This is a genomic window from Pseudobacteroides sp. (genome assembly GCF_036567765.1).
Classification (GTDB): domain Bacteria; phylum Bacillota; class Clostridia; order Acetivibrionales; family DSM-2933; genus Pseudobacteroides.
The window spans coordinates 1-12,680 of the sequence record NZ_DATCTU010000009.1 but is presented as its reverse complement, the minus strand read 5'-3'; the positions used below and the strand labels follow the sequence as shown (position 1 = coordinate 12,680).

General features: G+C 34.6%; 10 protein-coding genes. 2 read left to right on the top strand and 8 right to left on the bottom strand.

The features are described from left to right. Positions 1 to 394 precede the first annotated feature (394 nt). Entirely contained in the window at positions 395 to 2,026 is a 1,632-nt protein-coding gene (locus tag VIO64_RS03010) for an extracellular solute-binding protein (protein WP_331915009.1), read from the bottom strand. A gap of 53 nt (positions 2,027 to 2,079) precedes the next feature. Then, entirely contained in the window at positions 2,080 to 4,455 is a 2,376-nt protein-coding gene (locus tag VIO64_RS03005) for an AraC family transcriptional regulator (protein WP_331915007.1), read from the bottom strand. A 568-nt stretch (positions 4,456 to 5,023) separates the two neighbouring features. Between VIO64_RS03005 and VIO64_RS03000 the strand changes: the two genes are divergently transcribed. Then, complete coding sequence (locus VIO64_RS03000) at positions 5,024 to 5,971, top strand: hypothetical protein (protein ID WP_331915005.1); 948 nt, start codon at positions 5,024 to 5,026, stop codon at positions 5,969 to 5,971. A 51-nt stretch (positions 5,972 to 6,022) separates the two neighbouring features. Here the strand turns inward: VIO64_RS03000 and VIO64_RS02995 are convergent, their stop codons facing one another. Next, entirely contained in the window at positions 6,023 to 6,538 is a 516-nt protein-coding gene (locus tag VIO64_RS02995) for a ferritin (RefSeq protein WP_331915003.1), read from the bottom strand. A 286-nt stretch (positions 6,539 to 6,824) separates the two neighbouring features. On the opposite strand from VIO64_RS02995, the gene asnB reads away from it, so the two are divergent. After that, positions 6,825 to 8,021 carry an asparagine synthase (glutamine-hydrolyzing) gene (asnB, locus tag VIO64_RS02990; RefSeq protein ID WP_331915001.1) on the top strand — a complete coding sequence of 399 codons (1,197 nt, stop codon included), beginning with the start codon at positions 6,825 to 6,827 and terminating at the stop codon, positions 8,019 to 8,021. Here the strand turns inward: asnB and VIO64_RS02985 are convergent. From VIO64_RS02985 to VIO64_RS02965, 5 genes are all read right to left on the bottom strand, one after another. Further along, positions 7,966 to 9,588, bottom strand: coding sequence for a recombinase family protein (locus VIO64_RS02985; RefSeq protein WP_331914999.1), 1,623 nt, complete (start codon positions 9,586 to 9,588; stop codon positions 7,966 to 7,968). The two genes, asnB and VIO64_RS02985, sit on opposite strands and share 56 nt — an antisense overlap. Positions 9,589 to 9,669: 81 nt before the next feature. Beyond that, positions 9,670 to 9,882 carry a hypothetical protein gene (locus VIO64_RS02980; protein ID WP_331914997.1) on the bottom strand — a complete coding sequence of 71 codons (213 nt, stop codon included), beginning with the start codon at positions 9,880 to 9,882 and terminating at the stop codon, positions 9,670 to 9,672. A gap of 99 nt (positions 9,883 to 9,981) precedes the next feature. Continuing rightward, complete coding sequence (locus VIO64_RS02975; RefSeq protein WP_331914995.1) at positions 9,982 to 10,218, bottom strand: helicase C-terminal domain-containing protein; 237 nt, start codon at positions 10,216 to 10,218, stop codon at positions 9,982 to 9,984. Between the two features lie 750 nt (positions 10,219 to 10,968). After that, complete coding sequence (locus VIO64_RS02970) at positions 10,969 to 11,361, bottom strand: immunity 50 family protein (RefSeq protein ID WP_331914993.1); 393 nt, start codon at positions 11,359 to 11,361, stop codon at positions 10,969 to 10,971. A gap of 22 nt (positions 11,362 to 11,383) precedes the next feature. Continuing rightward, complete coding sequence (locus VIO64_RS02965) at positions 11,384 to 12,475, bottom strand: HNH/endonuclease VII fold putative polymorphic toxin (RefSeq protein ID WP_331915011.1); 1,092 nt, start codon at positions 12,473 to 12,475, stop codon at positions 11,384 to 11,386. Positions 12,476 to 12,680 lie beyond the last annotated feature (205 nt).

The following is a 12,680-nucleotide window of genomic DNA, read 5'->3' as shown; positions in this document are numbered from 1 at the left end:
AAATATAGAAGAGAATGGTACAAGTGATATTATTGAAGGTTCAAGTTGAAAGGGGATTTTTATTATGAAAAAAGGCGTTACGCTAGCTGTAATCAGTCTTGGAAGCACCTTCGCCAGCTTCATGGTACAGTCGCAAACAACCCCTGAAAAAGCTCTCATTTTACTCCTTCTATTCACAATTATGCTGCTTTTTATTGCCCTGGGCAATTTATTCAGAATATTTGCCGGGCATGTAAAAAAGTAGATTGTATCACTCTATTTTAAATCACGAGGGGCTAAGTGCCACATTAAGCCCCTCTATCTTAAAGGTTATAGCCCTTTTACATTTCCTATTATATTTCTAACATTGGATTTTTATTACAATATTTTATATTAAAAATCCAAAGCTCATATATTATAATCTTTTATAGTATCTGTCGAGGGCTGACTGGTAAATACTTAGAACTCTGTCAACTCCAAGTTCCCTTACCTTTAACACATACTCATCAAATTTGGATAGGGGCTCCTTTCCCATAATAAACTTATAGGTCATATCGTTTACATAAGTGTTTATATCATTCATCATTCTTGATAAATCGACGCTTTCTTCTACTGTAGGCGTTACAGGAAGCATACGATACTTTTTTTGGTCGGTCTTGCCCCATATATTAAGAGCATCTTTTTGCTGGGGCAATGAATAATACTGCTTAAGGTACCTTTCATCCTGTATGAAGGCCCCATTGGTATGTCCCCTCATATATTTGGACATTACAGTTGCCGGAGCCAGATTTTCTTTGCTTTTCATTATAAGGTCGGTGTAAACAGGGTTACCGTTGATTTTTTTATAAGACACATTCTCTAAACCGAAATTCATCAGCATATGTCCCTCTTCACCGTACATAAAGTCCAGATACCGGGCAGCTGTTTCAGCATTTTTACTGTTGGCATTGATGGCGGCACTTCCAGGATTTGAATACTCAAGGGATCTTGCTCCAAACTTTGGCATTTTGCCCTTTTCATCTGATGGGTAGCCTACCGGAATCAAATCGTAGTTTGGGTTCTGCCTTTTTAATGCCGTTATCCATTTCCCAAGTCCGCTACCGCCCGAACAAATTGTTGCACCCGATTTACCGCTTAAAATGTTATACTCCTGTGCATTGTTGTCATTAATTGCAAAATTATTGTCAATAAGCCCTTCTCTAAACCACTTGGCCATACAATAAAAAAAGTACTTTCTACTTTCTTCAATTGGTCCATATTTGACCTTTTTATCTTCTATGTAAAAATGCTGGTAAGAATTTGTAGCACCCGAAAAAATCTTGATAAGTTCGGTAAATGTAGTGTTTCTGTCATCATCGAGCTTGACTGTTGCCGTAAGGGGAGCTTGTGCATACTTTTTATCCTTAAAGGCCTTCAACATGTTATACCAATCACTTAAAGTTTCAGGCAGGTTTAGATTTAATTCATCAAGCCAGTCCTTTCTTATAACTGGCCCAAAGGTTACAAGCAGGTCCTCATCAGGCCTTAAAAACGGAAATACATAATAGTGACCGTCGTCGGTTTTAACCATCTTGTTTATATCAGGATGTGTATTTAGATAATGATACAGGTTTGGTGCATAGTCCTTTATCAATGTGTCAAGCTTTAATATGGTTCCGTTTTCTATAGCATTATTGGGGCCTCCCGGATACATAAGCCAATTGTACTCTATTATATCAGGCAGCTCCCCTGAGGCAGCCATTATAGTAAAGGCTTCCTTTTCCTGTCCCTTTGGCGGGTGAATGTATTTTACCCTGACCCCTGTCCTTTTTTCCAGTTCCTTTGCTATAGGAAGGTTACCAAAGTTATCCGCAACCTGCGATACATTATTATGTAAAATCATCCAATATTTAAGTGTAATATCAGTCTTTATGGGATAACCACTGCTTTCCTCAATACTGGTATTATTTTGGGGTTTGTGAGTACTGCCGGAAGAGCATCCCAAAATAATTGCAAGAAAGCTGCAGTAAAATATAATAAGAAGTATCTTATATTCTTTAACAAACAATTCATACCCTCCAATAAACCACTAAAAAGCTAAACAGCTTTTTAGTTTCCAATTTACATTTCATAAGCTATGGATTCCTTATATTTCCCGGGTGTTACACCTTCAAACTTTTTAAATATTCTTGTAAATGTACGGCTGCTTGAATAACCTACCTCTTTTGATATCTCTTCAAGATTGCTGTAATTTCCTTTAAAGAGCTTCTTCGCCTCACTGATTCTTATTTTGTTTATAAAATCCAAAAGTGTTACACCTGTTTGCCCCAGGAAAACCTTTGATAGATTAATGGGATGGATGCCAAAATTGTCGGCTATGGAAGATATGCTGAGACTATAGTCTTTATAGTTTTTATATACATAATCCATTACAGCATCCTTTAGATTTATGTCATTGTTAACTGTTTTAATCTTGCTCTTCTTTTTATTTCTTTCATTTATGTACACGCTAAAGGCACTTAAAATACCATTCATTTCACTCTTCATTTCATTGATGCTGTCACAGTTTAAAAGCCTTTCAATGGGATTTAATTCATCTAAAAACTTGTCCTCCGGATCACTGCATATGTCATTTACAACCTTTATCATTGTACTTACCAGGTCAAACATCAAGCATCTGGATATTTTTATAGATAATACTGCCTTTTCAAAGTTACTGTAAAATATATCATTCAATATACTCTGAGACTTTTCAAAATCCCCTATTCTGATACTGTTAATAAATTGTTGTTCAATTTCCAATGGGTAATAGTAGCTGCCTTTCTCTATGCCTTTTATATCTTCAAAACGGCTGATCTCATCAATTCCGAGAAATCTGCTATACTCAAGGGCTTCCATAGCATCACCATAAGCTAACGGAATACCAGCAGTGGTTTCATGAATACTACTTAATGCAACCTTTAAATGAATTCCATAATTATCCTTTAATAGATTTTTAGCTTCCATTGACGCATCCATTAATTCTTCCTTCATGATATCGATTTCCTTGTTACCAAAATTGACCAGACAAACCATCATATCATCAATTTCAGTCATATACCCATTATTATGCTGGCTTATAATTCCTTCAACAATGTCGGTCATTATAATCTGCAGGAGCTTATGATTTTCAGCATCTTTAATTTCTTTTAGTTTGTTTTCCAATGAAACAAGCTTCTCATCGTAGTTTTCTATGTAGAATACCATTACACCAAAATATTGAGAACAAAAATATAAATCATACATGGAAAACAGGTCCTCTATGGGGACTTTTCCCATATTTCCTTTCAGCAGTCTTGATAGAAAGTTTGATCTTAACACCTTATTTTGCTGTTTTACAAGGTTGCTGGCATCCTCCTTTTCCTTACAAACCTGGTTTATTGCATCCTGTATAAACGAAAACTCATTATTGCTGCTGTCAAACTTCAGACCGTTCCGGTTTTCCAAGAGCTCAATAACCCGCATTACAGGATTGTAGTTCTTCTTTAATGAATAGTAGGTGATAAAAATGCATATCAAAAGGCATATTGTTATACCTAAAAACGTCAATTTTCTTATATTATCGTACTTTTCCCAAAATATTGATTCAGGGATTATGGATATAAACTTCCAATCTGCTGCATCAGATGATATATAAGAAACCACAGACTTGCTGCCGTTAACTGTCTGATGAAGCATGCCGCTGCTATCGGCAAGTGTTTGATAATTTATGTCCTGTTTAAAGGTACCGTCTCCTGTAGATATAACAATATTATTGCTTTTGTCTATTATAAGCATGGTACCTTTATTAAGGGTCATTATGTCCTTTGCATCCTGGATAAATCTGGTTCCATCAATACTCATGACAATGTTGGCAGATGTGCTCCCCTGATTTATATACGGAATGGTCTTAATATAAATAATAGTATTCCTTGACTTGTTTTGCGAGTATGAATTATTAAGAATTATAAAATCTCCCTTATAATTGCCTGAAAGCGTATCCTTCCATTTTTCGTAGGAAATATCATTTCTCTTAAAGTATATGTCAAAATAAGAATCACTGAAGTTTCCCGAGTTCGGGGAAATAACAAAGTCGATGTTTTTAAAATACACATAAAAATCATCTATGGAGCTGTTTGGAATTTTATAGGAACTCAAATCCTGTACAGCCCTATATATATCATACGTAGACTTTTGGGTTTCTTTCGGGTACTTTAGGATTAAAAGACTGTTAACTCGTGTATTTAATGAGATCTCTATGCTTAGTCTTCTGGCGTCATTAAGCAATATATCCATCTGCTGCTGAATTCGCTTTAGAAAAAGCATATTTGAGCTGTCTATTTCATTTTGAACAACATCAGACGTCTTGAGATAGGTAAATATGGAAATCAGAACCGGCACAATGAGAATTATGCTATAATATAAAAGCCATGTAAAAACTATACTTTTTTTAATTTTCAAGATTCTTCTGAAACTCACAATTCAACACCCCGTAAAAAATAAGAAAATCCCTTCACATTAAGAAAGCCTTTAAAAAAGGTAAGCTTTAATTGCTCTAATTCATTTATATCTAGGAGAAAAATTTGTATAATTCATTTTAACACAACAGAAATGCCTTTTAAAGTGATTTCTAAGGTAATCAAATTCATATGTTTTTGCATATTAATCCCACTTGTACCATATATAACTATATATGATATTATCAAAATTGCCTACGATTTTGAAGCCTTGATGTTTTTGTGAAAAATCGTGAAGAATATACCGCAATCCCCTAGACATTAACAAAATCATGAAATGATTTTGTCAACCGTAATGGCGTCGTGAGAAATTATGGAGCTGAATGCACCATAATTTACTAGACATTAAAAAAACATTTAAATTATATATTGGTATTATTTAAGAAATAGATTATAATATTATTAACACTTAATTTCCATTCATGAGTTTTGACGTACTATCGGCAGACAGCTCCATTCTGGAATGTTTTCCGAGTATAAATAATATCAAATTATTTTGCCTCCGGCATTTGTTTAAAGGGGAATTGTATATGGATACTAAAAAAGTTCTTCTCAAAGGTAGTTTTGGAAATCTTCTTAATCGTATTAACTTAAAGGATGGTGATGATAAAATCAATAAGGGTAAAGGTGCACTTTCCGATTTATCAAACAACATTAAGTCAGGTATTGTAAAGAATATTGAAAACACGCCAAAACAGATTTCAGAATTGATTAAATCCTTTAAACACGAGAAGATTAAAAACCTTGAAAAAGTACTTAAAGTAGAAAAAAGTCAACTCATAGTTTCCAACAGAAAAAACAGAATTTACAGAACTGAAGCAGGCTACATGTATATAGTAGATAAGGATGTTTGGGGGGAGCCAGTCAGCGTTACTATTAAAGACGATAAAAAGGTTATTATAAGAACTATAAAGTACTTGAACAATCAGCCCTTTTTGTTTCCCGTATTTAATGAAAAGAACGTGTCTGGTATCATAATAAATATGAACCAGCATGAAATCTGGTATCAGGATGATAATGTCATAACAGTGGTTAGTTTCAAAGGGGAAGCATCCGATATAACCAAGATTAAAATTGCAAACATTAAAGCAATGAGCCACAGCAAGCTTCATGAGTACATAAACAATTATAAGGTCGTCAGTAAAAATAAAAAGCTTCAAGAAATTGTAAAGGAAAAGGACCTAAGAATTGATGATGTCCTGATAGTTGCAAGCAAATTTATTCTCGGAAAGGATACTAAGAACTTCATCAAAGCATATCTGTTTAACAATGAATATACCATTTATGATGAAATACCTCTTAGAATTCTTCCTGCAATTGAACCAGCCGCTTATGATATATTGTTTTCAGAGGAAGTTTTGGCATATATCAGGGCAAATAAGTATAACATCGAAGATTTTAAACAAAATGGTGACTTTATCGAGTATTGGCAGAACATAGGTGACAGAAAAATGTGCGTTCTACGATATAAAGTTTAATACATAAAAAATAAGCAGCTGCTTTTGTATAATAAAGCAGCTGCCTGTTTTTTATGCCTGGGATGTTTGAGGAGGAGTATATACCCTTTGGGCTAATTCGGCGTCCATCATCAATATGCCCCTGCCGTCCGATCCGATTAACTTTATCTTTTCAAGATTACCTTCAGCAGAAGCCTCTTCTTCCGCCTGTTCAGTTACAAACCACTGTAAAAATGCGTTTGTTTTATGATCTCTCTCTTCAATAGCCAGATCAACTATACTATAAATAGAACTTGTCACATACTGTTCATGCTCTAAGGCCATTCTCATAACCTCTTCAATTGATTGGAAATCCGATTTCGGTTCCTCAATCATACCCAGCCTTACCTTCCCTCCTACATGGTTTACATAGGTAAAGAACATCATAGCATGATCCCTTTCCTCCTGAGCCTGTACGCGGAAGAAATTGGAAAACCCGTTTAGGTTTCTTGAAGCAAAGTACGCTTCCATTGAAAGATAGAGGTACGCAGAGAAAAATTCCTTTTGTATTTGCTCATTAAGCTTTTGCTGCATTTTTTCACTAATCATTTAATTTCCCTCCTGAATTACTTTAGCATTTATTTAATGTTAAATAAGAAATTGCCAATTACTTTATATTATAATCGAACACTCTTAGTATAGATATATATTTTTACCCAAAATTCCATTTTTTAAATCACTCATTGTTTAAATCACTCGAGATCAGAAACAATAACTACATTTGCTAATGTAAATTCTTTTTCGCAACATATATAGTCAAAAATCATATATTACAATGATTGATGATAAGTTGTCAGTACTTATTATTAAAAAATCTTGCAGGGAGTGGTTCAAAATGTGTGGAATTGCTGGATGGATAAATCTCAAGGAAGATATAAGTCAATTTGAAGATACTTTGGATCAGATGACATCCAAGTTATTAAAAAGAGGTCCGGATGATAGTGGAAAATGGATTTCCAATCATGCCCTTATTGGTCACACAAGGCTCGTAGTAGTTGACCCGGCCGGAGGATGTCAGCCCATGGTCAAAAACTACAGCGGACGGGAATATGTAATTACATATAACGGTGAACTTTATAACACATCTGATTTGAGAGAAGAGCTTGCTTCGCTAGGTCACAAGTTTATCAGTAATTCAGATACCGAGGTTCTGCTTGTTTCATATATTGAGTGGGGGCCTCAGTGCGTCGAGCACTTAAACGGAATTTATGCATTCGGGGTATGGGACGAAGCATCCCAAAGTATTTTTCTGGCAAGGGACAGGTTTGGAGTTAAACCCTTGTTTTATGCCCAGGTTGGAAACGCTTTGATATTCGGTTCGGAAATAAAAGTGCTTCTTGAAAGTAAGCTAATTGAGCCCAAAATCGCAAGGGATGGCTTACTGGAAATTTTCTCTTTAGGACCTGCCAGAACCCCAGGCAGCGGTGTATTTAAAGATATACAAGAATTAAAGCCTGCCCACTGTATTTTGCATAACAATAGCGGAACATTTATTCAAAAGTACTGGTCTCTTTCAAGTGATGAGCATAAAGACAATCTGGAGTATACAATAGATACAGTAAGAGAACTTGTCATTGATTCTATTACCCGTCAGCTTGTTGCAGACGTACCCGTTTGTGTATTCCTGTCTGGAGGGCTGGATTCAAGTGCCATTGCAGCCATCGCTGCAAAATCATTTGCAGCCTCAGGGAAAAGCAAGCTTCACACATACTCAATAGATTATGAAGGAAACGATCTGTATTTTAAAGCCAATGCTTTCCAACCCGATTCTGATGCCTATTGGGTTAAACGCATGTCGGATGAATACGGCACATGCCATCACTACATAACTATAGACAACAATGATCTGGCACATGCACTTGAAGACGCTGTGCTGGCTAGGGATCTACCGGGCATGGCAGATATCGACTCATCACTTTTGCTGTTTTGCAGGAAAGTCAAACAGGATGCAACAGTCGCACTATCAGGTGAGTGTGCTATATCACCGATGCGTTTTCATAGGTTAATTCTGAAATGTCAACAAGCAATTTAAACTCTATAGTTTTATCATGGTAAATCAATATTCTGTCCAAAATCATCTCAAGAACCTTTCTATCAGGTCGTTCTGATTCAATGATGCTATCAAATTTATCAATAGCTGTTTGTATCTTCTTTTCGATATCCTTATTTCCGACTCTTTTGAGTTCTTCAATTTTTATTGTTAATTCATTTATCCTAGCTTTTTTATCATTCTCTAGCTGAGAGTAACTATCTTCTATAATTTCACGATATTCAGCATTCGTCTCTTTGATTATATCTTTGATTTTCTGATTTAGAAGTATCTTCAGTTCTTCGTTTGTGACCTTGAGTTCCTTTTGAAGTCTATTTAATGACTCTGTTACATTCTTTCTACTTTGTTCAAAATTGAAGGTTTTTAAATACTCTTCATATTGATTTTTTATCTCTTTCAAAAACTCTTTAAAGAAAAATAAGAGTTTGTCCTCCCATACATTATGACTAACACACCTTTGAAGACCATATTTCGCATATTGTGTACATTCATAACCCCTTATGATTTTAGGTTTTCTTCCTAAATTCTTTCCAGTTGCAGCAAAACCACAATCGCCACAAAAAACAAAGGATGAAAATATATAATCATATTTTGCATTTCCCTTATATGTAGCTTTTACACTTGAAAAGCTCTTTCCGCTGTAATCACTGAGGCTTCTTCTCTTATTGTTTATCTGTTGTGCTAATTCAAAATCCTCTTTGCTTATAATTGCTTCATGGTGGTTTTCAAAACAATACTGTTCTTCTTTCTTTACTTTTTCTTGTTTCCCGCCAATTTTTTTATTTTGCTTTTTATGTGTCCATAAGGTGCCAATATATAAATCATTTTGAACTATTCTTTGAATATTATGAGTCTGCCACAAATCGCTAACCAAATTTTTGAATACTCGCCCACTTTCAGCGTGTTTTTGTTTAATATATGCTGATGGTGTTGGGTAACCTTTTTCATTTAGGATATCGCTAATCTTTTTATACCCCAAGCCATCTATATAAAGTTTAAATATTAACTGAATAATGTGTCTAATATTCTCATCTATATATAGTTTAGATTTGTTATTCGGGTCTTTTATATATCCGTATAAATTTCCCATTACGAGTTCACCTTTTCTTTGCTTTATGTGCATATTTGCTTTAATTTTTTTAGAAATATCTTTTACATATCTTTCATTATACCATGTTTTTATTCCAAGTATATCATCATCATCTGCTTCTGTGTCATAACCACTACCTTCTTCAGGCAAAATCAATCTCTTTCCATTTGTTTGTACATATTCAATAAATAGTAATGTTTTCGCATTATGCCTTCCTATTCTCGAAATATCTTTTGCAATAATAATGTCAACTTTACCATTCTCAATATCTTCTTTCATCCTTGAAAAAGCCGGTCTATCAAATGTATATCCGCTATAATTATCATCGACATACATTCTACATATTTCCCAGTTAAATTTTTTCGCATATTCTGTAATAATTTCTTTCTGTGCTACTATAGAAGAGTAGTTTTCCTTATCTTCATCGCGGGATAAACGTACATAACCAACCACGTTCATTTCAAATACCTCATCTTCACATTTTAAATATGGGCTATATCACCGATATTATATAATAGTTAATTGAAAAAGTAAACGTAATCAATAATGACTTCTGATTTCTGATTTTTCTATAATCATTTTCTTCAGAATACCTTTTATATCTGCTTTCCCAGATATAAATATAGAAATACATTTATACTTTTTCTTATATTCATCAATCCTACTGATAATCTCATTATTATTACTTTCTTCTTCAGTAACATAGATTATAAGATTTGGCTCAGCATTAAAAGTTGTTTCCTTTATTCTCATTTTTCCCCCTATTTTATAAAAAACAAAAAGGCACTACTAAAAGTATATTAGCAATATCTTGTCTTTCTTTACTCATTCCAGTTATCAATCTTAACGTTTCTATTTAAAATCCCTCTTAGCCCCTACATCTTTGAAATAATCCTCTTCCTTCACTTTTCTAATAAAAACCCTAACATCATCAATAGAGTCTGTTACTTCAAAATCCGGTAAGGCTTTTAATACTCTCTGTCGGCACCTGCCTTTTTTACTTATCCTGAAATCAAGGACAGCTATAAGCCCGGTATCTGTTTCACATCGAATCAATCTTCCCATACCCTGCTTCAATTTGATTATCATTTCTGGAAACACTATGATTTTACTAATGCATTTAACATCTATCTAAACAAACATACCTTTGATTCGAATATTTAAAGACAAAGATTACATGCGGGAATTGGAGAGGCAAACTATAAAACTTTTATAGTTTGCCTTTCCAATTCTGACTCTGTAAGTCACTACGAAGCAGATAACGTGGTCACTACAGAGTCTTTTTATGTAAGGCTTCGCAGGCTTTCTTAAAAATGGGGGACGGATTTGCTCTTGATTCACTACGTCAGTGATTCCAAAGATCTCTAACACCTGCTCAACTTCACCACTTACATTCCTAACCCTTGTATGATTGTCAACATTTATAAAATTATCAAAAACATCCTTAGCCTTAAAGTACCAACTTTGTGGACCCCTGATATTCTCTGCTGGTTTCCAGCAATAATCTTAATACTGTAATTTCCGGGAGTAAAAAAGTAAAAAGCCGGGAGTTCTTCCAGCAAATTTGGAATTTATCTCGGCACAATAACTTTTGCTTATTCAGTAAAACCAATTTTCTTCCACAAAACCAGCCTCCTGTATTTTGTAAAATATTGCACACATAAATTATATCTTTTCAATTTTCAATTTATGGGGAGCAAGAGAATTATCCAAGAAATAAATTATTATCTCTTAGTCAAAACTGCAATTTGGTACATAAAAAGGAAAAAGCCTTGACAGGGAACACGATGTTTACCCCTATCAAGGCTTTATTTGTTAATTCGTGAAGCGTCCCAACATTTATGGAGTACCAATCAAGCCAGGAGTTATCTGTTCTACCCTTGCCCAATCAAATAAAAATTTAATTTTCATTTGACTATCGCATCCAATTTCTAACTCTGCTTCTTTCTCACGTTCTTTTATTTCAAATTCATTAATCTGGTTTTTTGTAGATACACCTGTAATTGTCAAGTCACGAATAGCAAAAAATGATAACTCAACATATATTACATCCCATTTATCCCAACGCTTTGGCTTAGATTGTACAACTTCATTTGTCATTAAGCGAATAACCAATGTAGGCCCATCTCTTTTAATTTGAACATCCAATAATTCAGAACCAATAAAACTAGGTATATTTCCAAATATACTAATAAATGCTTGAGGGTTCATTAGCTTTAATTGATTAACCATTTAAATCATCCTCACTTTCAATTTATTTATCAAAATAATAGTGGTCTTGCGTTCCTTCAACTTTGCCTGTTCTCGTATTATCGGCAGGTCTGACATTAAAGTGAGAAGGCTGATTTCCAATTCCACCTTCACCGAAATCATGTCCAGCTGAATGGTCTTGGACAACTATTTTCTTACCATTTACCTCGTATGTAAGTTCCCTACTCATAATAGGTTGTTTATTTGCGTCTAATATTCTGTTACCGTTAGCATCCGTTAATGGAACCATCTTTTGACTAATAGGTTGTTGTGAAGAAGTAATACCCAAATCTTTCTTTACTTGGTTAAAAGCTTCTTTCCTTGATGCAAAAGTATTCTTAATGGTACTACCCTTACCAACTCCCGTAGAAGAACTATTATTAACTATCAGATTATAGTTTTTTCCTCTATTTGCGTCAATACTTGATTGATTTACAGGAGCAAAAGTCTTCTTATTTCCAGACCCCGGTGCACCATTAGCAGTTATAAACTTACCAGTAAAGAATGATTCGAATGTTGCTAATGCATTAAATCCGGCACTTTTAAAGTCGCCTGCTAATAAGTTGCCACCAGTTGTTATAGCTCCAGTTACTGTTGTAGCCTTGTTTATTATTTTATCTGCATTATTGATAACAAAACCACCAAAGGTAGTTGTTGCTATTCTTGCACCCATTTGTGAACTTGCAGTAGCTATTACAGGTGCAACCACTGGTGCTGCCATTACCCCAGCCACAATTGTTCCGGCAATAGCACCAGCACCTGTAACTGCAGCGGCCCCTGCATACACTCTTGACCAGAATTTTTCCGAATCAGTGCCATACTTGTCAATTAACTCAAATGCTTCTTTTCTTTTTTCCGAATTTGTGAGTGCTTCAAATCCTTCTTTTGTAATTTGTGCCTGTTCTGAAATATAGTCTCTAGCAGAACTTGAAAAGTCATCCATCTTATCTCTAACACTAGTTAATGCTTCTTCTGCTGCATGATTAGCGTTATTTATTGCACCAAAGAATCCTTCTTCGTTTACCCATACATCAACTAAACCTTGACCAGAAACATATTGTTTTTGGTAGTAATGACCTGTTGGGTCCCAATACATCAATGGATTATTTGCACAGTATGTGTAAAGATTGAGACTCAGTGGGTCTCCTGCACTTCCGCTATATGTATCCTTAATAAAGAAGCTTATTCTATATTTTTTATTAGGTGTTACATTTACACCTAATTATTTTTCAAAGATCAAGGGTAGTTTTGCTACCCCAATTATATCATTCTGTATTTGGTTGGAAAAGATTTGATTTTGA

Coding starts and splice junctions, on each gene's coding strand:
- VIO64_RS03000 (WP_331915005.1), top strand. CDS start 5,024: ATGGATACTAAAAAAGTTCTTCTCAAAGGTAGTTTTGGAAATCTTCTT.
- VIO64_RS02995 (WP_331915003.1), bottom strand. CDS start 6,538: ATGATTAGTGAAAAAATGCAGCAAAAGCTTAATGAGCAAATACAAAAG.
- asnB (WP_331915001.1), top strand. CDS start 6,825: ATGTGTGGAATTGCTGGATGGATAAATCTCAAGGAAGATATAAGTCAA.
- VIO64_RS02985 (WP_331914999.1), bottom strand. CDS start 9,588: ATGAACGTGGTTGGTTATGTACGTTTATCCCGCGATGAAGATAAGGAA.
- VIO64_RS02980 (WP_331914997.1), bottom strand. CDS start 9,882: ATGAGAATAAAGGAAACAACTTTTAATGCTGAGCCAAATCTTATAATC.
- VIO64_RS02975 (WP_331914995.1), bottom strand. CDS start 10,218: ATGATAATCAAATTGAAGCAGGGTATGGGAAGATTGATTCGATGTGAA.
- VIO64_RS02970 (WP_331914993.1), bottom strand. CDS start 11,361: ATGGTTAATCAATTAAAGCTAATGAACCCTCAAGCATTTATTAGTATA.
- VIO64_RS02965 (WP_331915011.1), bottom strand. CDS start 12,475: ATGTATTGGGACCCAACAGGTCATTACTACCAAAAACAATATGTTTCT.